The sequence below is a fragment of the Exiguobacterium sp. BMC-KP genome (assembly GCF_001275385.1).
Lineage (GTDB): Bacteria > Bacillota > Bacilli > Exiguobacteriales > Exiguobacteriaceae > Exiguobacterium_A.
In genome coordinates, this window is record NZ_LGIW01000014.1 from 171,668 (window position 1) to 191,573 (window position 19,906).

Sequence of the window (19,906 nt, forward strand, 5' to 3'; positions counted from 1 at the left end):
GAGTATACTGGGAACATCAAATTTAGGGGATGATTATGATGGAGACAGTAAAACGGATCTATTACCGCGAGTCCGGAAGGGGAATAGGACAGACGTTTTGGTGGAACCGTGCAAGTCAAACAATTCGAGCAGAAGATGAAGAAAATCGATTGACGGCATCCGGAGAACGTATACTGACACAAGACGATCTAGCGTTCATGGATATGTGGATGAAGAAGTATGATCTAGTAGCGTGGGAGACGTATCCTGAGTCAGTGCATGAGATGCTAGACGGGACGGATTGGACGCTTGAAGTAACGACGAATAAACAAATCATCTGTATCAGTAAGTCAAATGTCTATCCACCTGGATGGAGAAACATCCGTGACGCGTTGTATCGTTTTTTCACATCACAAGCGAGTCAGGAGGGGCAGCGATGAAACGAACATGGTTGTATGTGATTCCCTTTGCTTGGTTTGGACCCTATTTTGATTGGAAAGAAGGTTCACTTCTAGGCTATGCCTTATTTTTGTTTGGACTCGGTGCTCTATCGTATTCACTTGCGCGGAGTGGGAAACCGAAATATATCGTCATCGGCAATCTAGTTTCGTTTGCGATTTCATACGGGATCGCGCTCAGCGTAGGGAGAGGATATGGCGAAGGGTACTTCAATCCATTGACGGTCAGTCAACTAGTGATCGGAGTAAGTATCTTGAATCTGGTTGTACAAATACCAATCGTGATGCATGCGATTCAACGACGAGCAAAACAAAGTAAAAGCGCTCCTTAAAACTAGGAGCGCTTACTCATTAATTTTTACCTTTAAAGACGACTTCGTTATCGTTCCATGAGAAAGAAGGTTTGTAGATAAGTTCGAGGGACTGACCTTTTGGTGCATCGTAAAAGAGTTTACCTTTTAACGTCTTACCTTTGTTTAAATCACCACTGATTGCCATGTCATCTCCGAAATAAGAATCGACTTGTTCATCATTAATATAGAGGTTGAATTCCGTATCATCGATGAAAGCAGAATCATCGCCTTTATTGATTGCTGTTACATCAAATACAACGACATTTCCATTTTTTGATTCGCTGTATTGAGCAGGAGACTGGTTTTGAGCTTTTGAAATCGTGAGCTGTACATCACCGACTTTGATCGTATCGCCGAATGCAAAATGCTTAGGTGTATTTTTTTGTTTATCGCCTTTAGCCTGTTTTGAATCGACTGCAGTGACTTCTCCTCCTTTTTTGAGCTCTTTGTCTACTTCGTTTGCGAAGAATGATGTACATGCGACCATTGCAACGATAAGAATGACGATTGCGATGATCAAACCAAGTACCAATTTAAGAAGCTTTTTCATACTGATAAACCGATCCCTTCGAATTCAATAAGAATTGCTATGTATTTCCTACACTTATTAAAATGGAAAAAATGCTATACTTTTTAATAAATAACAAATTTTAATATAAAATAAGTAAGAATTAATAGTAATCTATCATAAAACCCAAATTAATACCATAATTTATTTATATTAAAATAATTTTGAAATTTCTATTTTTTAGGTTTTGAATAGAGAAGACACTACAAGGATTTACAAATAAAAACACCACGCAAAATGCGTGATGTGTGATTAGAGGAGTCCTAAAATCTCGACTTCGACCAAGGCACCTTTTGGTAGTTCCTTCACAGCGATACAAGACCGAGCTGGGAAGTGATCGTGCGGTGCGAAGTAATCGGAGTAGATCGTATTAAAAGAAGCGAAGTGTTCCATGCTCGTTAAGTAGCATGTCGTCTTGACGACGCGGTCGGGTGTCAGTCCTGCCTCTTTCAGGATGGCATCGACGTTTCGCATGACTTGTTCCGTCTGCTCCGTGATTCCGCCTGGAACAAGTTCGCCTGTTGCCGGGTCGATCGGGATTTGCCCGGAAGCATAGAGTGTTCCGTTTGCGATAAAGCCTTGCGAGTAAGGACCAATCGCAGCAGGGGCGTTCGTTGTGTCGATCTGTTTGAATGTAGACATGAAAAGAACCTCCTCTTATAAAATACATATGTACGACACCGAGTGATTCGACTCGGATATCCCTCAACCCTTCAAAGGAGTGAATTGATATGCCACTTTATCATAAATTAGTTCGAGACACGATTCCAAACATCATCGACCAAAACGGGAAAAAAGCGACGTTCCGCACGTTGGACGAAAATGAATTCCTAGTGGAAGCGAAAAAGAAATTACATGAAGAACTGGCTGAATACGAGGAAGCGACGACGGACACAGACGCTGTCGAGGAGTTAGCTGATTTACTGGAGCTCATCCAAGCGTTAGCGAAGATACATGGCGTGACAGTCGAGGAACTGGAAGCCGTCCGAGCGAAGAAACAGCAACAACGCGGTGGATTTGAAGAACGCCTCTACCTGATCGAGGTCGAGGATTGATCCCGGAAGCGAAGCTGACGACGCATCACTTATATGACTCACTTATCGAAGCCATTGATCAGGCAGAGGAAGTCTATATCGTCGCAGCGTTTGCTCAGAAGTCAGGCGTCGCTTTACTCGTCCCGGCGTTTCGTCGTGCGTTGCAACGAGGAGCCGAGATTCGTCTGTTGATTGGCGACTATCTACATATCACTGACCCAGAAGCATTGGCACAGTTGCTTGCGCTTGATGGGTTGTCAGTTCGCTTTTATCGGTCTGGTGGACGCTCTTTCCATCCGAAAGCGTATCTGTTTCGAAACGCAGAGACTGGCTTATCAATCGTCGGTTCGTCGAACATCTCGAACAGTGCACTTCGGTCTGGAATCGAATGGAACGTCCATCTACCACAAGCTGTCGCTCCACAGATCCTTGATGATGCGATTGATGCCTTCATGGATCTTTACCTCAGCGAATCGGCAGAAGAACTGAATCCGGTTGTCTTAGATGCTTATCGTCAAGAGTACGCGGCACGTCAGTATGTCGCGGAACCAGAAGTCGAGTATGACGAAGGAACGGTCGTCGTTGCGCCAGAAATCCTGCCGCACCGGGTGCAGGAAGAAGCGCTCCAAGCGTTACGGGAAACGATGGAAGAAGGACGGACACGGGCGTTGGCAGTGCTTGCGACTGGACTAGGGAAGACCTACCTGAGTGCGTTCTTTGCGGGAGACTTTACACGAGTCCTGTTCCTGGCACATCAAAAAGAACTATTACTGCAAGCAGAGCGTTCGTTTCAAAAAGTCAATCCGGCGTGGCAGACTGGTTTCTACATCGGCAGTGACCGGACCGTCACAGAGACGACGGAGATCGTCTTCGCTTCCGTCCAGACGTTGGCGCAAAAGCGTCATTTGAACCGTTTTTCAACTGACCAGTTTGATCTCATCATCGTCGACGAGTTCCATCACGCGGCAGCGACGAGTTATCGGAAGATCATCAATCATTTCACGCCCCGTTTCCTGCTCGGTCTGACGGCGACACCAGACCGGATGGATGGAGCCGATGTCTATGCGATCTGTCACCATAACGTTGCTTTCCAGATGCACTTCACGGCAGCGATTGCTGAAGGATTTTTGACGCCGTTTCATTATTACGGTATTCATGACACGATCGACTATTCCCAGATTCGAAGAATTGGTCGAACGTATGATGCGTCGCAGCTCGAGCATCGGCAACTCGATCGTGAAGTCGCGGATAATATCTATCATTCATGGGAGAAACATCATCAAACGAAGACAATTGGCTTTTGTTCGTCGATTAAGCAGGCGGAATATCTAGCGCAAGTATTTCGAGATAAAGGAACGAAGGCATTTGCACTGACAGGACAGACGATAAATCGCGCGCAATATATGCAAGCATTCGAGCAAGGCGAGATTGAAGTTCTTTTTACGATCGATTTATTCAACGAAGGTGTCGATATTCCGAAAGTGGATACACTGCTGTTCTGTCGTCCGACGGAATCTGTCGCCATTTATACGCAGCAAATCGGACGCGGACTACGCTTAGCGCAAGACAAATCGCATTGCGTCATCATTGACTTAATTGGGAATTACCGTAACGTCGAAACGAAACTGAAACTACTTGGAACAATGAAAGAATCGTTCAAGCGAGGGCAGACAGAACCGATTACGCCACCACCCGGCTGTGTGATTGAGTTCGATACGCGGGCACTGGAATTGATTCATCGACTCAGGCAACCAAGTCAGCGGAAGTTACGATTGATTGAGCAATACGAGCGAATCAAATACGAACTTGGTCATCGACCATCCTATGTTGAAATCGGAGAATATGCGGCAGTTCCACAAGGCTATAAACAAGATTGGGGTTCTTACGTTGGGTTCTTGAAGGAGCATCAGGAACTATCGGACGAAGAGGTCGAAGCGTACGACGCAAATCGTGAATTGATTGAACAAGTCGAAAAGACGATCATGAATCGGAGTTATAAGATGGTCGTTCTGTTAGCAATGCTTGAGCGGGGAGAAGAACGATGGATGGAGCCAATTACGGTTGGAGAAGTCGCGCCGTTCTTTTATGAGTATTTGCATGCGGAAAAGTATCGGGAGTTGAAGGATACGCAAACGGCGGAGTTAAAAGGACTATTTGACACAGTAAAAGTAGAAAGTTTATTGAAAAAGATGCCGTTTCCGAGAATGGGCGGAATATTAACATTCTCTGGTGAGTTTTTGTTAATGAGATTAAATATAAAAAGTAGAGAACTTTATAGAATCATAAAAGATATCGTCAATTACAGAATTAACGAATACTTTCGATCTAAAAGCTAATCCTTAATCAATTTTATAAACCGATAGAATGATTTATAAGAGAACTGTGCAGGATTATAAAGAGGTAGAAAGATAGATAAACAAACTCTTACGAAATTATAAACCGATAGAATGATTTATAAGAGAACTGTGCAGGATTATAAAGAGGTAGAAAGATAGATAAACAAACTCTTACGAAATTATAAACCGTTAGAATGATTTATAAGAGAACTGTGCAGGATTATAAAGAGGTAGAAAGATAGATAAACAAACTCTTACGAAATTATAAACCGATAGAATGATTTATAAGAGAACTGTGCAGGATTATAAAGAGGTAGAAAGATAGATAAACAAACTCTTACGGAATTATAAACCGATAGAATGATTTATAAGAAATACAGAAGGAATTATAATAAAAAATTAAAATGGTCTATTAAGTAAGGAAATATAAAATAATGAAGCTGAGATTTTTATTTCAGGTAATTTTATTTAAATTAATTTCGTAATAAAAATGAGGAAATAAAATTTTTTAGGTAAATATTTTGCTTCAACCATTTTGAAAATATATATTAAATCATTTTTTTTAATGGGGGCTGATAAAATTTCATTAATTTTTATCAGGTTAACTTATCAGGTTTCCTGTCTTTCTAAAACCAACCTATCATTAATGTCTAAAAAATTGTTGGATTATAAGGGTTTGTAATGAATATAAAAACTATGAAATCTGCAAATATCAGGTTTGGAAGAAAAGGATAAATACAATAAATTAAATGAATTTAATGCATTTAAATGTAAAATTTTTGAATTTTTAATTTATTCCTAGTAATTCATTTTAGAAGTAAATTCAATTAGCTGAAGAAAAGATAGAGCTGATTGTTTAAAAGCTTGAATGAAATCTAATGTATTATAGATAGCTTCTTCTTGATCAATAATTAATGATAATCGATATTTACCTACCTTTTTTAAGCACACTTCGATAGGTGTATTCAGATAATAAAATGTAGCGGAGTCATCCTCTAGACAGTTTTTCAAAGCATCTGCATAGTACTGCCACAATGGTGCAGGTTCGTCTGAGTGATTGGCTCCTTGCATGATTTAATTCTGGGTAAACGAAATCGTACCGTCTAGATTTAAAGAGCCGTCTTCTAACCAATCCTCTTTTTGCTGAATGTATACTTGAATGCGATCTTGTTCTGTGATGTTCACATGTTCCTGTTCATTTTCTAAAAAGATAAAGGTTTGGATATCCATAAAGCACACTCCTTCTTCCATTCATGAATTAAGTTAATCTATATGTCCTTTTTCAACGCCTATGACATATTTTATATCATCAACTGTTCCTGTAAATTGCTTTGAACCTGTAGAAACGTTTGAAAGATTATTTCTATTTTGTTTAGCTACATTACAATGAAGAGGTGTGAGGAAATGGAGAATTTTCAATATACATAAGACAATACTAGTTGGAGCCGTTAATGCAGCCAATTATGCATTTCACTCTTTAAGTGATAGCTAAACAAAAGGCGATTCCAATTTACGGAATCGCCTTTACTTATAAAAAAGCTTCGTAGCGAATCAATCCTCTAGTTCAATGACAGTTCGAGTGAATGTCAAAAAATCATTAAGATGACAATCTAATATCGCTTGAAGAATGTCCAGATTTAGTGATTGATAGTCATGTACTGCAATGTTACGAAATCCGACCATATTCATGAGACTAGTAGCCAGTGAAGCATCGATGAGCTGACCTTCCTCGAGCAACTGAAATCCATCACGACTCGATTTAGGTAGACCAAGCTTCCGTGTTCGAACTAGATGCATGGCGATGGCGATACTTGCCTCACATGCGCGCTGGATGTTCAAAATGATACTATCTTGTTTGGTGTCATCCTTTAAATGACTAGGTTTGTTCTGATAGACATCCTGTATTCTTAATAAACAACGTTCAATGGTCGCTATCTTATTTAACAACACATCGTTCATATTAAAAAGCACTCCTCTGATCTTTGATTGACTGTACGATTGGAGCCCTCTCCTCAGAAAAGGCAGCATACATGCTATAAGCACGCATTTGTTGTCGTATCAGCTCGTTCGGATTTTGGCAGTCGATGACTAAACCTTCTGTGAGGATCTGCATCGTCAAAATCGGGGCAATCTGTTTTATATCGACGAGATCAACTTCACGACCAGCGAGTCGTGCTAATTGACCCGCCATTGAACTACCATTAGGCTAAAGCCGTAGTGGATTCCTGAGTTATCCGACCTAACGGTCGAAAAATGATCAGGCTAACCCCGTCGTCCCGACGGTTGAAGAAGCTAAGATACGTTCTGCTTCTTGCTTGAGGTTCAGTCCTGCGTTCATATCGCGATCATGATGGACTCCGCAACTCGGACATGTCCATTCACGTAGGGCAAGATGTTTCACGTCTTTGTGTTGATGGCCGCAACTCGAACAGAGCTGGCTCGAGGCAAAGGTCTTTCCGACCTTCACGACGGTCTTGCCGTACCAGTCGGCCTTATACTCGAGCATGCGGAAGAACTCCGACCAGCTAACCTCGGAGATGGACTTGCTCAACTTGCGGTTCTTCTGCATGTTCTTTACCTGCAAGGTCTCGATCCCGATGACGTCGTGGTTTTTGACGATCTCGGTCGATACCTTGTGCAGGAAGTCGGTACGTTTGTTTGAAATCTTTTCGTGGATGCGGGCGACCTTCCGCTTCTGCTTCTGGTAGTTCCTCGCCTCGGACAACTTGACTTTCCTAGCCAAGGCGATGCGCTGACGTCGAGAGAGCTTTCTCTGCTCGCGCGCCAGTTTCTTCTCAAGCGAACGGAAGTAACGGTCGTTCTTGTATACCGTGCCGTCCGACAGGATGGCAAAGTTCTTGAGTCCGACGTCGACGCCAACAGATGAGCCGGTCTTCGGCAATTCGTGGATCTCCTGCTCGACGAGCAGGGAGACGAAATATTTCCCTGAAGCGTTACGTCGAATCGTAGCGTTCAAAATACGTCCTGCGATCTGTTTCGAATAGGCGAAACGAACCCATTTCAGCTTCGGAAGTTTGAGCTTGTTCCCGATGATGGAGACTTCAGGCAGTTGAGACTTGCCTTGGATGTTCGTCTTGTACGATTGCACGGGGTTTCGCTTTGATTTAAAACGAGGACGTTCATTCTGTTTCTTGAAGAAACGGTCATAGGCATCGGTAAGATGTTTGACGCTAGCTTGCACGGAAGTACTATCGACTTCTTTCAGCCAGTCAAACTCCTGCTTCAGGATAGGAATTTCTTTGGAACAAGAACCGTAAGAGAGTCCTTTTCCAGTCGCTTTGTAGGTCTCATCCCACCTCGCTAAGAAGTGGTTGAAGACGAATCGTGAACAACCGATCGTCTTCGCAATCAAGATTTTCTGCTCTTTCGTGGGGTAGATTCTGAATTTGTAAGCCTTGTGTTCTTTCATCTTGATTTTCACCCCCTTTTAGTATATATTGAGTATATACTTAATAAGAGGTGATGTCAAATGGAGCGCGTATCAAAATTGATTAAATTTCCAAAAGATTTAGTGGAAAAAATAGAGAAATATCAAAAAGAGAATTATATTTCTTCTTTTGCCGGTGCGGTGTATGAACTGATTCGCAAAGGTTTAGAAAAGTAATGGAGTGATGTCTCCTGTAGCATCGGAAATGTCAGCAAACAAATGATTCAAAAATACATCCAAACACAAGGAAGTTAGGCATACATCCCTTAGCCTAAAGGCATAGGGGTTTTGCGCCCGCTTTTATAAAAATCGATCGTAGGCAGAGAGGGTGTGGTCACTTAAATAAGCGATATCCAAATCACTATCATCTGTCATGTTTCCCGTAGCTCCGGAGCCGAATAAGATAATGAAATGATCATGCACGCGTACGTTAATCGTTTGAACGAGTTGTTGTCGCGACGTCATCGATATCATGTGATTCGCTCCTTCCAACCCTTTTTTCAAAGTGTACTATGGCTAAGATATATTAAAAATAAACTCCTCGAGAACTCGAGGAGTTTAAAGGTCACACCGACACTTCACTCTCTACATGATTGACCTGCCACTGGATACCAAACGTATCTTCGACGATTCCGTAGGCTTCACTCCAGAATGTCTTTTGGATCGGCATGATGACGTTACCGTCTTTTGCGAGTTGATCAAATGTCTTCTGTAACACATCGACGTCAGATAAGTGGAGCGCCAAGGTAACATTCTGACCAATAGTGACCGGATCATGTGGCATTGCGTCTGAGAACATTAAGCGGGTACCATGAACGATCAGTTCAGCATGTAGAACAAGTGACTGCATCTCTTCTGGGTAGGGCTGACCGTCAGGACCGGGACCTGGTCCGAACTCCATGATGTCCGGTAGTTCTTGACCGAAAACCTGTGCATAGAACGTGATTGCCTCACGCGTGTTGCCGTTGAAGACGAGATACGGATTAATGGGCATGGGAAAGCTCCTCTCTAAAAAAGGCGAAGTGTGTTTTTTTAAGTATACCAAACATTTGTTCGTATTAAAAGAAAAATCGATTTCTTTTTGTATTGAATCCAGTATAAATGATAACGTTTTCAATTTATCTGATTTTTCATAAAAAAATAGGTTGCAACTTCCAGAGAGACTTCGTATACTAAATTTATCGAAAGCGCTTTCGATGAAATGGAGTGAGTAGCATGGGAACAATTTATGATTTAGCGAAGATGACCGGTTTTTCAATTACAACGGTCTCAAAAGCCTTAAATAATTATTCGGATGTTAGCGAAAAGACGAAAGCAAAAATCGTCCAAGCAGCAGCCGAGATGGGATACTTACCGAACGCGCACGCCCAGTCGCTCTCGACGAAACGTTCGTGGACGATCGGTGTGATGTTCTCGGAAGCACATGGCGTCGGAATGATGCATCCGTTCTTCAACGCGATCATTGAGAGTTTCCGAAAAGCAACAGAACAACAAGGGTATGACCTCATCTTCGCATCGCGAAACTTACGCAATCGTGATATGAGTTACCTCGAGCATTTCCGACACCGGGCAGTCGACGGCATCGTCGTCATCTGCTCCGATCAGATGGACCAGCACGTCCAAGAGTTGATTCAAAGTACGATTCCGATCGTCGTCGTCGACATGGACAGTGCCGATTGTAGTGTCGTCTACTCGGATAACATCACTGGTGGCACACTCGCCATCAATCATTTGCACGAACTCGGTCATCGGTTGATCGCCCACATTGCGGGGGATACGTCGACAGATGCGGGAAGAGCGCGGATTGAAGGCTATCAGCAAGCGATGAAACAACTTGATTTGCCGATTCCGGACGGATATCTCGTCAACGGTGGATTCTTTTCCGGGGAAGAAGGCAAGCGGGCAATGAACGAATTGCTAGCATTACCTGAACGACCGACAGCGGTCTTCGTTGCCGGGGATGAAATGGCAATCGGTGCGATTGAAGCGATTCATGAAGCCGGGTTACGGATTCCAGAAGACATCTCAGTCGTTGGGTACGATGATATCTATGTCGCGAAATACATTACACCGAAGTTGACGACGGTCCGACAAGATACGGAAACGATTGGTCAACATGCAGCATCAGTCTTGATTGAACAGATCGTCAACAAAAAACGGGTTACGACACGCGATGTCATTCCGGTTAACTTGATGGTTCGTCAATCGACAGGTCCAGTACCTGAATAACACAATGGTTGTTTCGGAATCGCTCTCGCTCGTTGTCAGTGAGGAAAAGCGAGAGCGATTTCGAAATCATTTTTTATCACTTTTTCCGAAAGGGCTTTCGGGAATTTTCTTTAAAGCCTTTTCGAAAGCGCTTTCGGTATTTTTGAATAATTAATTGAAACCGCTTACGTACAAGCGGAATACTTAACAAAAGGATGAGATGAGATGAAGAAACAATTAGTTAGCGTGTTAACAGTCGGTGCGTTAACAGCAAGCGTTCTTGCTGGATGTTCAGGTAGCAGCGAAGAAAAGACGAGCGGCGGGAAAGAAGTCTTGAAAATCTGGTCGTTCACGGATGAGTTAAAAGAGCCTATCAAAAAGTTCGAAGAGAAAAACGGAGTCAAAGTCGAATTGACGATCGTGCCAATCGCCGACTACCCGACGAAGTTGAAACCAGCTCTTGAAAGTGGCGTCGGCGCACCGGATATCTTCACAGGTGAAATCGCGTTCTTGAAACAGTGGGTTGATGCCGGCTACTGGGCGAACCTCTCTGAAAAACCATTCAACGCAGGCGAAGTCAAAGATGACTATATTCCGTACGTCTATGACATGGGGAAAGATAAGGACGGCAACGTGCGTGCGCTGTCATGGCAAACGACACCAGGTGGCGTCTACTACAAACGAAGCATCGCGAAAAAAGTTCTCGGTACAGACGATCCAAAAGAAATCGGCGGCATGATGGACTCGATGGACGGCGTCTTCGAAGTCGCTGAAAAAATGAAGAGCAAAGGCTACAAGATGTTCCCGGATGAAGGATCAATCCGTTGGTTCGCACAAGGGAACGACCCACAACCTTGGGTCAACGATAAGCAAGAGCTCGTCTTGACACAAGACAAGAAGGATTACATGGATTACGCAAAAGAACTTCGGACGAAACAATACACAGCACTTGCACCAGAATGGTCACCATCATGGTTCGCAGGCATGGATAAACCGGTCAAAGTCAAAGAAAACGGTAAAGAGACTGAAACAGAAGTCTTCTCTTACGTTCTCCCGACATGGGGTCTTCACAGTGTCCTCAAAGAAAACGCGAAAAAATCAGCGGGTGACTGGGCGGTCACAAGCGGACCGAGCCCATACTTCTGGGGTGGTACGTGGTTAGGTGTCTACAAAGATTCGAAGAAACAAAAGCTTGCGTATGATTTCGTCAAGATGATGACGCAAGACGAAGCGTTCTTAACAGATTGGGCAAAAGAAACAGGTGACGTGTTAGCGTACAAACCAGTTACTGAAAAAATCAAGACCGACTTCAAAGATGAGTTTCTCGGCGGACAGAACAACTATGAGTTCTTCCTTGATCAAGCAGACAAGATCACACCAGGAATCGTCACGAAGTATGACCAGCAGCTCGATACATTGTATGGTGCATCGGTCATGGAATACGTCCAAGGTAAAAAATCAAAAGACGAAGCACTTGCTGAGTTCTACAAAAAAGTCAAAAACGCGTATCCGGACGTAAAAGTACCGGAATAAGGAGAGTAGGTGGGGCGATCCTCGCCTCACCTCTTCTTGTTTAAGAAAGGGGTTTGACCTGTGAAAAAACTCGATCGCCATGGGTATCTGTTCATCGCACCGTTTTGGATCGTCTTCTTGATCTTCAGCATCTATCCGGTTGCTTTGACTTTCTATTACAGTTTCACGAACTACACGGGCGCTGAAGGCGAACAACTCGTCGGACTCGCGAACTATACGCGGTTACTCGGGGATACGTACTTCATCGAAGCGTTCTTTAACACTCTGAAGATTTGGGGTCTGAACTTCATCCTTCAGATCGGTGGCGCTTTATTGCTCGCTTTGTTGTTCTCGGATCTCCAGTTGAAATTAAAAGGGCTTGCCTTCTTCCGGGCGACGTTCTACTTACCGAACTTGATCACGATCAGCTCGGTCGCCTTATTGTTCGGCATCTTGCTCGACTGGCAGCATGGTTCACTGAACATGATGTTGATGAAAATCGGAATCATCTCGGAGCCGATCAACTGGTTGACGCAACCGGTGACCGCACAAATTTCCGTCTCGCTTATCCTGACATGGATGTGGCTCGGTCACTCGTTCATCGTCGTCATGGCGGGCGTATCCGGGATCTCGAAGGACTACTTCGAAGCAGCCTTGATTGACGGGGCAACACGTTGGCAGATTTTCTCACGCATCACGTTGCCACTCTTAAAACCGATTTTGCTCTACATCATGATCACGTCGTTGATCGGTGGTCTGCAATTGTTCGACCTCCCGATGTTGATTACGGATGGTGTCGGTGCGCCAGATGGTGCCTTGAACACGATGGTGCTCTATCTCTATAACCAAGCTTTCAAATACAACAACTATGGCTACGCCGCTGCTGTCGCATACGGACTGTTTGCCATCACGCTCGTCTTTTCAATCATCGTCTTCAAAGGGATGTTCCGAAAAGAACGTTCGCCGAAAGGAGCCTGACCGATGGAACGAAATGCAGAAGCACGTCGGATCGTGCCACAAACGGAGGAACAACCGGAGCGTTCCGAACGCCCGCTCAAGTTGACGCCACCACCGAAACAAAAGAAAGCCTGGTTCGGCAAAAGTGTCATCTATATTGGTCTCGTCGTCTTAACGATCGCCTGTATCATCCCGTTTTTGATGATGATCATCAACGCAACGCGCTCGAACGAAGAAGTCTTGTCCGGGTTCTCGTTGATTCCCGGGAACTCACTTGCTGAGAACTACGCCGCCCTCAGTTCATACGTCAACATCTGGTCTGGGTTCAAGAACAGCTTGATCATTGCCGTTCTCGTTACCGTCCTATCAGGGTATTTCTCGGCGTTGACAGCATTCGGATTCGCTTTTTATCAGTTCAAAGGGAAGAATGCGATGTTCGTCTTCATGCTCGTCATGATGATGGTTCCGGGTCAGCTCGGATTGATCGGTTTCTACGAATTAAGTAAAAATCTCGGGTTGCTCGATAGTTATATCCCCTTGATCGTTCCGGCGATTGCAAGTCCGTTCACGGTCTTCTTCGTCCGACAGTATGTCCAGACGGTCTTGCATCCGAGTCTGATCGAGGCAGCACGGATGGACGGAGCGAGTGAGTTCCGGATCTTCCATACGATCGCTTTGCCGATGATGATGCCGGCGATCGCGACGATGTCGATCTTTACGTTCATCGGTTCATGGAACAACTACATCATGCCGCTCGTCTTACTCTTCTCCCCAGAGAAGTATACGTTACCGGTCTTGATGGGCTTCTTGAAAGGGTCACAAGTCGCAGAGAACTTAGGCTCGCTCTATCTCGGGATCGCGATTTCCGTCGTACCGATCATGATCGCCTTCTTGTTCCTCTCGAAATATATCGTCAGCAGTATCTCGGCAGGTGCCGTTAAAGAATAAGTAGCTTAAAGGAGATTACACATATGAAATTTGCACCGAACTTCGTATTCGGAACGGCGACGTCGTCGTATCAAATCGAAGGAGCCCACAACGAAGGCGGACGTACGCCTTCGATCTGGGATGCCTTCTGTGATGAGGACGGAAAAGTCTTCGAAAAACATAACGGTGATGTCGCTTGTGACCATTATCACCGTTATGAAGAGGACATCCAGCACATCAAACGTCTTGGCGTCGACACGTACCGCTTCTCGATTGCCTGGCCACGCATCTTCCCGCAAAAAGGGGTCTACAATCCGGAAGGCATGGCGTTCTATAAGAAACTCGCGACACGTCTGCGGGCTGAAGGCATCAAGCCAGCCGTGACGCTGTACCACTGGGACTTACCACTGTGGGCACATGAAGAAGGCGGCTGGGTCAACCGAGCATCGGTCGACTGGTTCCTTGACTTCGCTCGTGCTTGTTTTGCGGAGCTCGACGGGATCGTCGACTCGTGGATCACACACAATGAACCGTGGTGTGCAGGGTTCCTCAGCTACCATCTCGGGCAACATGCACCAGGTCATACGGATATGAACGAAGCCGTTCGTGCCGTGCATCACTTGTTGTTATCACACGGAAAAGCAGTCGAACTGTTGAAGGGTGAGTTCAAATCGGTCACACCAATCGGCATTACCTTGAACTTGGCACCGAAGTATGCGAAGACGGATTCCGCCAACGATCAGCTGGCAATGAACAATGCAGATGGGTACGCGAATCGTTGGTTCCTCGATCCGGTCTTCAAAGGTCAGTATCCGGTCGACATGATGAACTTGTTCTCGAAATACGTCCATTCTTACGCGTTCATCGAGGAAGGCGACATGGAGACGATTTCTGTCCCGTGTGACTTCTTCGGAATCAACTTCTACAGCCGGAACCTCGTCGAATTCAGTGCTGCGAACGATTTCCTGCAGAAGGATGCGTACTCGGATTACGACAAAACAGGTATGGGCTGGGACATCGCACCGAGCGAATTCAAGGACTTGATTCGTCGTTTGCGTGCCGAGTATACGGATTTACCAATCTACATCACAGAAAACGGTGCCGCATTCGATGATGAATTGATTGATGGTCGCGTCGCTGACCAAAACCGGATCGATTATGTCGAACAGCATCTCCAAGCGGTATCTGACTTAAACGAAGAAGGCATGAACATCCAAGGCTATTATCTCTGGTCACTGCTCGATAACTTCGAGTGGAGCTTCGGCTACGATAAGCGCTTCGGGATTCTCTACGTCGATTTCGAGACGCAGGAACGGATTTGGAAAGACAGCGCCCACTGGTATGCGGGCGTCATCGAGCAACATAAGGCAACGATTCCGCAAGAAGCGTGACAAAGGAGGCAAGGTCGAGCATTCGTCCTTGCCTCTTTTTGACTAAAAGGAGGAAACAGACATGAAGGCATGGGTAGCACTAGCGGTCGGGACTGGTTTATTGCTGAGCGGTCAAGCAGTCGATGCGAAGGCAGACAAAAAAGAGACGAAGTGGAAGCTCGTCTGGTCGGATGAGTTTCAGGCAAAACAACTCGACCGGACGAAATGGACGTATGATACGGGGAACTGGATCAAGGATGCGAACGGACAACCGGTCTCACCGGGCTGGGGCAATAACGAAAAACAATACTATACGACGAAGCAGGACAACTCGTTTATTCGCGACGGAAAACTCGTTATCAAGGCGAAGCAGGAAAAGACGACGGATGATCTCGGTACATACGATTACACGTCAGCGAAGCTGAAGACGAAAGGCTTGTTCAGTAAGACGTATGGTCGCTATGAAATCAAAGCGAAGCTACCGACCGGAAAAGGGCTTTGGCCGGCGTTCTGGATGTTACCGGAGCAAGACAAGTACGGCGCCTGGGCAGCGTCAGGTGAGATTGACGTCATGGAAGCCTGGGGCAGTCAACCAGATAAAGTCGCCGGAACGATTCACTACGGGGAAAACTGGCCGAACAATAAATATACGGGGAAAGACTATCACTTCCCAGACGGTCAACGGATTGATCAATGGCATACGTACGCGGTCGAATGGGAGCCGGGCGAACTCCGCTGGTACGTTGACGGTAACCTCTATCAAACACAAAACGATTGGTACAGTAAAGGCTTGAACGCGGCAACGAACTATAGTTATCCGGCACCGTTTGACCAAAATTTCTATCTTGTCATGAACCTCGCGGTCGGTGGTTGGTTCGACGGAGAAGTCGATGCGACGACGAAGTTCCCGGCTGAGATGGAAGTCGATTACGTTCGTGTCTATGATTTGAAAAATCGAGCGTACCGTGAACCAGTCGAGCCGACCTACGAAAACGTGACGCTACCGGACGGAGCCAAGCAACCGATCGAAGGGAACCTCGTCTATGATGCAGCCTTTGAACAACCGGTCACGATGATCACCGGGAATCAGTCGTTTGATCCGCTGTACTGGAACTACGTCACGCTCCCGGACTTCGGTGGCAAAGGAAGTCTTGCGATCATTGAAAAAGAGGGGCAACGGATGGCGGACGTCACGATTGATCAGCCTGGTTCACAGACGTACTCCCATCAGTTGATTCAAAACGTATCACTCGCGCAAGGTGGACGTTACCAAGTCAGCTTTGACGCGAGCAGCACAGCAGACCGGAAGATGATGGTCAAAGTCGGCGGTGGAGCAGAGCGTGGGTACACGAAATATTCGAATGAACAGTCGATTGCTCTGACACCGAGCGTCAAACGGCATACGTTCACATTCGATATGGCGGCAGAGACGGATCTCGCAGCGCGTCTTGAGTTCAACCTCGGACTTGAAAAAGCGGGTGTTCAGATCGGGAACGTCCGTGTCGAACAGATTCCGCGCGGCGTCATCGATGAAGATGCAACAAAACCGGCACTACCGGACGGGAATCTCGTCTACAACGGGACGTTCGATCAAGGGGCAATGGATCGTTTGACGTATTGGCACTTCAACGGTAACAAGCGGACAACAGGGGCTGTTGATCCTGAGTCACGTGATTTCCGTTATGAAGGACATGGACAAAAAACGACGGCACGCTTAACGCAAAAGGGACTTCAACTAGAAGCTGGGCATGCGTATCAGCTTCGATTCACAGCAGGTGCGAAAAAAGCGAAATCACTTCAGGTGAAAATCACTGGAGCACAAGAGCAATTGAAACAGACGACTGTACCGTTGACGAAACAAGCAACGACTGTCGACATTCCGTTCACGGCTACACAAACGGCAGACGACAATCAGCTTGTGTTTGACTTCAGTGGACGAGCCGGGAAAATCTCGCTCGATGATGTGGAGTTGATCGATGTGACACCGGTGCCGGTTGATCCGTCACCACTGAAGAACGGTTCGTTCACAAACGGATTAACGTCATGGTCGTCATACGTCCACTATGATGCGCAAGCCGCTATCGAAGCTGTCAATGAAGCAGCACGCATAAAGATTGGAGCGGAAGGACAAGAACCATGGAGTGTCTTGCTCGAGCAAGGAAACTTGTCACTCGCGAAAGGCAAAACATATGTATTGAGCTTCACGGCATCGTCGACTGTACCGCGTCCGATCGAAGTGACGATTGAAAATGCTTCGTACACGCGTTACTTCAGTCAAGTCGAGCCAATCACGACAACACCGAAGACGTACAGCTATACCTTTACGATGGGACAAGCTGATACAGGTGCGTTGAAGTTCCTGATGGGACGCGCAGAAGGTTCGCCGTTCGCTGTCCATGACGTAACGATTGATGATGTGAATCTCAAAGTGAAGGAATGACTAAGGCAAGGCAATGGACACGTCCATTGCCTTGTTGTGGTTTAAACGACAGAGACGAATAATTTATTGAAATGGAAGAGGAACAAAACCTATCATATGGAATATTAAGTAAAAGAAAAGATAGGTACTTATGCTTTGGGGAGGAAACATATCATGCGTCAAAGGAACATACCATATCGACTGCTCTTTCTGTTAATTTTAATTAGTATGATTGGCATCAATGGCTGGTCCGCTATACTTCATCCCGACGGAACGATAAATGGATGGCAAAGCATTGCTTCAGTCATCTGGTTCGGCTATTTAGTCGGCTCGCTGTTTTACATAAAGGAAGAGAAGATGTATCGATTAATCGCGAGGTATCTTTGGTTCGGTCTGATTTCGACACTGTATATTTATAGTGTCTGGTTGCTCGAAGGAATGTTTTCAGAGACACTTTGGTTTGATCTATTAGCGAGTCTTGAGTTTTTACTGTATTTTATTTTTGTCATTCCATTGTTTGGATTAAATGCTTGGACGAATGTCCTGTTTGGTGAATTTTCGTTATACATGAGTGTCTTATACGGTATCGCGCTCATTTTACTTCAGGTGAAAATGTGGAGTGATACATCACGACATTTGCATTATTAAGTAGAAAAGGTGAGTTGTATGTTGAGTCCCGTAAATGAACGTGAAGAACGGACGGGGAAACGTGAACGCCGAAAACAGCGAAAGGTTGATATTGGATGTATCACGATTGTCGGCATTCCATTACTTTTCATCGTTCCGTTTCTGTTGATTATCCTTATCTTAATGAAGTCTGCTCCATGAAAAGGTGACCTTGTGTCACCTTTTTTTGTTGTGTCGTCAACTTTTTTCTCGACTCGCCCGTCTTAATGATGTATACACAGAACGATATCGAAAAAAGGAGCCGCGGCCTATGACCTCTCGTCAAATGAGAAAACGGGAAAAAGCATTCGTCCGTTTTTTAAAGCAATACAAACCGAATCTCTACTGGTTGACCTACAGTTATATGAAAAATGAACAGGATAGTCTGGATGTCATTCAGGACAGTATCCAAAAAGCGTTACAGTCACTCGACCGACTCGAAGATGAGGAACGGATGAAAGCCTGGTTCTATCAGATTTTGACACGCACAGCGATTGATGCGATCCGGAAGCATCAGCATAGTATCAGTTACGACACGGATCGACTGATCGAACTCGTCGCGACGAAAGAAGATACGTACCCCGATTCTGATTTACGACAGGCGCTCGAGGAGCTACCGGTCATGTACCGGGAAGTCGTCATCTTACACTATTTCGAGGACTTGATTTTAAAAGAAGTTGCAACGATTTTGGAGCTGAATTTAAGTACGACCAAGTCCCGGCTGTATAAAGGATTGACCTTACTAAAAATGAAATTGAATGGAGATGATCTAGATGTCGAACAAACTTGATGATCTGAAACAGGCGTACCAACAACCACCGGTTCCTAAAGAACTCGATGAGATGATTGCACAAGTCGAGCGCCGAATGCGTCCTTCGCGGACGAAACGATCCGTATTGATTACAGCCGCCGCGATCACGTTATTCGTTGGTGGATTAAATAGTAATGCGTCGTTTGCGGACGCGATGGCAAAGGTACCAGTCCTCGGTCAACTAACTGAGATCGTAACGATTGACTGGAAAGAGACGAAGACACAACAGTCGGCTGATATTAAAGCACCACAAGTGACGTTACCGGATAAGGCGCTCGAGCAACAGCTGAATGAAAAGTATATCGCGGATGGTCAGGCGCTCTATGAAAAGTTCAAACAAGAGACGAACCGACAGGAGGGAGCATTTGCGATCGATAGCCGCTATGATGTCAAGACGGATACGGATGACCTGTTGTCGATTGGGCGAACCGTCACGGAGACACGGGCAAGTGCAGCGGAAAGCGTCCAGTACGATACGATTGATAAGAAGCAACAGCTTGTCCTGACGTTACCGTCTTTGTTCAAGGATGACGGATATATCACGACGATCAGTGATTATCTAAAAGAAGAGATGCGTCGGCAAATGAAAGCAGATGAAGGGAAAGTCTACTTCGTCGAAGGAACACCGGATGTACCGGAGGACGAACAGTTCAAGCACATTTCAGCGAAGCAAAACTTCTATATTACGGCAGACCACGAATTAGTTCTGTCATTTGATGAGTACAGCATCGCTCCAGGATATATGGGCATCGTCGAATTTAAGATCCCGACATCGATCTTAAAAGGTGACCTCGTCAGTTCGATCTATATTCGTTGATTGTCAGATTTTAAAAATCATTGACGTAAAAATAAAAAAAGGA

The 19,906-nt window shown here is 45.3% G+C and carries 24 protein-coding genes; 15 read left to right on the forward strand and 9 right to left on the reverse strand.

The genetic code is table 11. The annotated features are described in order from the left end of the window. The first annotated feature begins 38 nt into the window (after nucleotides 1-38). Nucleotides 39-419: a hypothetical protein gene (locus ADM98_RS04800; RefSeq protein WP_053452484.1), complete on the forward strand. Its 381-nt coding sequence runs from the start codon at nucleotides 39-41 to the stop codon at nucleotides 417-419. Beyond that, the gene (locus ADM98_RS04805; protein WP_053452485.1) at nucleotides 416-769 is read left to right on the forward strand and encodes a hypothetical protein; all 354 of its coding nucleotides are present in this window, start codon (nucleotides 416-418) and stop codon (nucleotides 767-769) included. Before ADM98_RS04800 ends, ADM98_RS04805 begins: the two co-directional genes overlap by 4 nt. 19 nt (nucleotides 770-788) lie before the next feature. Here the strand turns inward: ADM98_RS04805 and ADM98_RS04810 are convergent, their stop codons facing one another. Further along, nucleotides 789-1,340, reverse strand: a complete 552-nt coding sequence (locus ADM98_RS04810; RefSeq protein ID WP_053452486.1) for a DUF4352 domain-containing protein — start codon at nucleotides 1,338-1,340, stop codon at nucleotides 789-791. A gap of 270 nt (nucleotides 1,341-1,610) precedes the next feature. Further along, nucleotides 1,611-2,000: a RidA family protein gene (locus ADM98_RS04815; protein ID WP_053452487.1), complete on the reverse strand. Its 390-nt coding sequence runs from the start codon at nucleotides 1,998-2,000 to the stop codon at nucleotides 1,611-1,613. 89 nt (nucleotides 2,001-2,089) lie between these two features. Between ADM98_RS04815 and ADM98_RS04820 the strand changes: the two genes are divergently transcribed. Together ADM98_RS04820 and ADM98_RS04825 are read left to right on the forward strand one after the other, a co-directional pair. After that, complete coding sequence (locus ADM98_RS04820) at nucleotides 2,090-2,413, forward strand: nucleoside triphosphate pyrophosphohydrolase (protein WP_053452488.1); 324 nt, start codon at nucleotides 2,090-2,092, stop codon at nucleotides 2,411-2,413. Further along, a complete protein-coding gene (locus ADM98_RS04825) occupies nucleotides 2,410-4,728 on the forward strand; it encodes a DEAD/DEAH box helicase family protein (protein ID WP_053452489.1) in 2,319 nt (772 codons plus the stop codon). Before ADM98_RS04820 ends, ADM98_RS04825 begins: the two co-directional genes overlap by 4 nt. A gap of 798 nt (nucleotides 4,729-5,526) precedes the next feature. Here ADM98_RS04825 and ADM98_RS17315 read toward each other — a convergent pair. The 5 genes from ADM98_RS17315 to tnpB form a co-directional block, all read right to left on the reverse strand. Beyond that, nucleotides 5,527-5,799 carry a hypothetical protein gene (locus ADM98_RS17315; RefSeq protein ID WP_053452490.1) on the reverse strand — a complete coding sequence of 91 codons (273 nt, stop codon included), beginning with the start codon at nucleotides 5,797-5,799 and terminating at the stop codon, nucleotides 5,527-5,529. Between the two features lie 3 nt (nucleotides 5,800-5,802). Then, nucleotides 5,803-5,958 carry a hypothetical protein gene (locus ADM98_RS17320; protein ID WP_156357226.1) on the reverse strand — a complete coding sequence of 52 codons (156 nt, stop codon included), beginning with the start codon at nucleotides 5,956-5,958 and terminating at the stop codon, nucleotides 5,803-5,805. A 321-nt stretch (nucleotides 5,959-6,279) separates the two neighbouring features. Next, a complete protein-coding gene (hepT, locus tag ADM98_RS04835) occupies nucleotides 6,280-6,687 on the reverse strand; it encodes a type VII toxin-antitoxin system HepT family RNase toxin (protein ID WP_053452491.1) in 408 nt (135 codons plus the stop codon). Between the two features lies 1 nt (nucleotide 6,688). Further along, nucleotides 6,689-6,919, reverse strand: a complete 231-nt coding sequence (locus ADM98_RS04840; RefSeq protein ID WP_053452492.1) for a hypothetical protein — start codon at nucleotides 6,917-6,919, stop codon at nucleotides 6,689-6,691. A gap of 66 nt (nucleotides 6,920-6,985) precedes the next feature. Beyond that, nucleotides 6,986-8,158, reverse strand: coding sequence for an IS200/IS605 family element RNA-guided endonuclease TnpB (tnpB, locus tag ADM98_RS04845; RefSeq protein WP_053452493.1), 1,173 nt, complete (start codon nucleotides 8,156-8,158; stop codon nucleotides 6,986-6,988). 60 nt (nucleotides 8,159-8,218) lie between these two features. On the opposite strand from tnpB, the gene ADM98_RS17535 reads away from it, so the two are divergent. Continuing rightward, the gene (locus ADM98_RS17535; protein ID WP_214748433.1) at nucleotides 8,219-8,353 is read left to right on the forward strand and encodes a ribbon-helix-helix domain-containing protein; all 135 of its coding nucleotides are present in this window, start codon (nucleotides 8,219-8,221) and stop codon (nucleotides 8,351-8,353) included. Nucleotides 8,354-8,476: 123 nt separating this feature from the next. On the opposite strand, the gene ADM98_RS17110 is transcribed toward ADM98_RS17535, so the two are convergent. Both ADM98_RS17110 and ADM98_RS04850 read right to left on the reverse strand, forming a co-directional pair. Beyond that, nucleotides 8,477-8,650 carry a nucleotidyltransferase domain-containing protein gene (locus tag ADM98_RS17110; protein WP_082318502.1) on the reverse strand — a complete coding sequence of 58 codons (174 nt, stop codon included), beginning with the start codon at nucleotides 8,648-8,650 and terminating at the stop codon, nucleotides 8,477-8,479. Nucleotides 8,651-8,741: 91 nt separating this feature from the next. Next, nucleotides 8,742-9,170, reverse strand: a complete 429-nt coding sequence (locus ADM98_RS04850; protein WP_053452494.1) for a VOC family protein — start codon at nucleotides 9,168-9,170, stop codon at nucleotides 8,742-8,744. Nucleotides 9,171-9,391: 221 nt separating this feature from the next. Here ADM98_RS04850 and ADM98_RS04855 point away from each other — a divergent pair, with 221 nt between their 5' ends. From ADM98_RS04855 to ADM98_RS04895, 10 genes are all read left to right on the forward strand, one after another. Further along, on the forward strand, nucleotides 9,392-10,405 hold the full coding sequence (locus ADM98_RS04855; RefSeq protein WP_053452495.1) for a LacI family DNA-binding transcriptional regulator: 1,014 nt from the start codon (nucleotides 9,392-9,394) through the stop codon (nucleotides 10,403-10,405). A gap of 204 nt (nucleotides 10,406-10,609) precedes the next feature. Beyond that, entirely contained in the window at nucleotides 10,610-11,917 is a 1,308-nt protein-coding gene (locus tag ADM98_RS04860) for an ABC transporter substrate-binding protein (RefSeq protein WP_023466910.1), read from the forward strand. A 60-nt stretch (nucleotides 11,918-11,977) separates the two neighbouring features. Then, nucleotides 11,978-12,874 carry a carbohydrate ABC transporter permease gene (locus tag ADM98_RS04865; RefSeq protein WP_023466912.1) on the forward strand — a complete coding sequence of 299 codons (897 nt, stop codon included), beginning with the start codon at nucleotides 11,978-11,980 and terminating at the stop codon, nucleotides 12,872-12,874. Nucleotides 12,875-12,877: 3 nt separating this feature from the next. Beyond that, nucleotides 12,878-13,801 (forward strand): carbohydrate ABC transporter permease, encoded by a 924-nt coding sequence (locus ADM98_RS04870; RefSeq protein ID WP_081637442.1) that lies wholly within the window; start codon nucleotides 12,878-12,880, stop codon nucleotides 13,799-13,801. A 23-nt stretch (nucleotides 13,802-13,824) separates the two neighbouring features. Then, entirely contained in the window at nucleotides 13,825-15,171 is a 1,347-nt protein-coding gene (locus ADM98_RS04875; protein WP_053452496.1) for a GH1 family beta-glucosidase, read from the forward strand. Between the two features lie 61 nt (nucleotides 15,172-15,232). Continuing rightward, nucleotides 15,233-17,590: a carbohydrate binding domain-containing protein gene (locus ADM98_RS04880; protein WP_053452497.1), complete on the forward strand. Its 2,358-nt coding sequence runs from the start codon at nucleotides 15,233-15,235 to the stop codon at nucleotides 17,588-17,590. 153 nt (nucleotides 17,591-17,743) lie between these two features. Further along, nucleotides 17,744-18,217, forward strand: a complete 474-nt coding sequence (locus ADM98_RS17235) for a hypothetical protein (protein ID WP_152910953.1) — start codon at nucleotides 17,744-17,746, stop codon at nucleotides 18,215-18,217. Nucleotides 18,218-18,235: 18 nt separating this feature from the next. Next, nucleotides 18,236-18,397: a hypothetical protein gene (locus ADM98_RS17325; RefSeq protein WP_156357227.1), complete on the forward strand. Its 162-nt coding sequence runs from the start codon at nucleotides 18,236-18,238 to the stop codon at nucleotides 18,395-18,397. A gap of 124 nt (nucleotides 18,398-18,521) precedes the next feature. Next, nucleotides 18,522-19,025, forward strand: coding sequence for an RNA polymerase sigma factor (locus ADM98_RS04890; protein WP_200904884.1), 504 nt, complete (start codon nucleotides 18,522-18,524; stop codon nucleotides 19,023-19,025). Next, nucleotides 19,009-19,863, forward strand: coding sequence for a DUF3298 and DUF4163 domain-containing protein (locus tag ADM98_RS04895; protein WP_053452500.1), 855 nt, complete (start codon nucleotides 19,009-19,011; stop codon nucleotides 19,861-19,863). Before ADM98_RS04890 ends, ADM98_RS04895 begins: the two co-directional genes overlap by 17 nt. The last annotated feature ends 43 nt before the right edge of the window (nucleotides 19,864-19,906 follow it).

What these genes read in the sequence shown, in the direction of transcription:
- ADM98_RS17320 (WP_156357226.1), bottom strand. Translation starts at nt 5,958, where the DNA reads ATGGATATCCAAACCTTTATCTTTTTAGAAAATGAACAGGAACATGTG.
- ADM98_RS04840 (WP_053452492.1), bottom strand. Translation starts at nt 6,919, where the DNA reads ATGGCGGGTCAATTAGCACGACTCGCTGGTCGTGAAGTTGATCTCGTC.
- ADM98_RS17325 (WP_156357227.1), top strand. Translation starts at nt 18,236, where the DNA reads ATGTTGAGTCCCGTAAATGAACGTGAAGAACGGACGGGGAAACGTGAA.
- ADM98_RS17235 (WP_152910953.1), top strand. Translation starts at nt 17,744, where the DNA reads ATGCGTCAAAGGAACATACCATATCGACTGCTCTTTCTGTTAATTTTA.
- hepT (WP_053452491.1), bottom strand. Translation starts at nt 6,687, where the DNA reads ATGAACGATGTGTTGTTAAATAAGATAGCGACCATTGAACGTTGTTTA.
- ADM98_RS04870 (WP_081637442.1), top strand. Translation starts at nt 12,878, where the DNA reads ATGGAACGAAATGCAGAAGCACGTCGGATCGTGCCACAAACGGAGGAA.
- ADM98_RS17535 (WP_214748433.1), top strand. Translation starts at nt 8,219, where the DNA reads ATGGAGCGCGTATCAAAATTGATTAAATTTCCAAAAGATTTAGTGGAA.
- ADM98_RS04810 (WP_053452486.1), bottom strand. Translation starts at nt 1,340, where the DNA reads ATGAAAAAGCTTCTTAAATTGGTACTTGGTTTGATCATCGCAATCGTC.
- ADM98_RS04860 (WP_023466910.1), top strand. Translation starts at nt 10,610, where the DNA reads ATGAAGAAACAATTAGTTAGCGTGTTAACAGTCGGTGCGTTAACAGCA.
- ADM98_RS04820 (WP_053452488.1), top strand. Translation starts at nt 2,090, where the DNA reads ATGCCACTTTATCATAAATTAGTTCGAGACACGATTCCAAACATCATC.
- ADM98_RS04800 (WP_053452484.1), top strand. Translation starts at nt 39, where the DNA reads ATGGAGACAGTAAAACGGATCTATTACCGCGAGTCCGGAAGGGGAATA.
- ADM98_RS04880 (WP_053452497.1), top strand. Translation starts at nt 15,233, where the DNA reads ATGAAGGCATGGGTAGCACTAGCGGTCGGGACTGGTTTATTGCTGAGC.
- ADM98_RS04895 (WP_053452500.1), top strand. Translation starts at nt 19,009, where the DNA reads ATGTCGAACAAACTTGATGATCTGAAACAGGCGTACCAACAACCACCG.
- ADM98_RS04890 (WP_200904884.1), top strand. Translation starts at nt 18,522, where the DNA reads ATGAGAAAACGGGAAAAAGCATTCGTCCGTTTTTTAAAGCAATACAAA.
- ADM98_RS04855 (WP_053452495.1), top strand. Translation starts at nt 9,392, where the DNA reads ATGGGAACAATTTATGATTTAGCGAAGATGACCGGTTTTTCAATTACA.
- ADM98_RS04805 (WP_053452485.1), top strand. Translation starts at nt 416, where the DNA reads ATGAAACGAACATGGTTGTATGTGATTCCCTTTGCTTGGTTTGGACCC.
- ADM98_RS17110 (WP_082318502.1), bottom strand. Translation starts at nt 8,650, where the DNA reads ATGATATCGATGACGTCGCGACAACAACTCGTTCAAACGATTAACGTA.
- ADM98_RS04875 (WP_053452496.1), top strand. Translation starts at nt 13,825, where the DNA reads ATGAAATTTGCACCGAACTTCGTATTCGGAACGGCGACGTCGTCGTAT.
- ADM98_RS17315 (WP_053452490.1), bottom strand. Translation starts at nt 5,799, where the DNA reads ATGCAAGGAGCCAATCACTCAGACGAACCTGCACCATTGTGGCAGTAC.
- tnpB (WP_053452493.1), bottom strand. Translation starts at nt 8,158, where the DNA reads ATGAAAGAACACAAGGCTTACAAATTCAGAATCTACCCCACGAAAGAG.
- ADM98_RS04850 (WP_053452494.1), bottom strand. Translation starts at nt 9,170, where the DNA reads ATGCCCATTAATCCGTATCTCGTCTTCAACGGCAACACGCGTGAGGCA.
- ADM98_RS04815 (WP_053452487.1), bottom strand. Translation starts at nt 2,000, where the DNA reads ATGTCTACATTCAAACAGATCGACACAACGAACGCCCCTGCTGCGATT.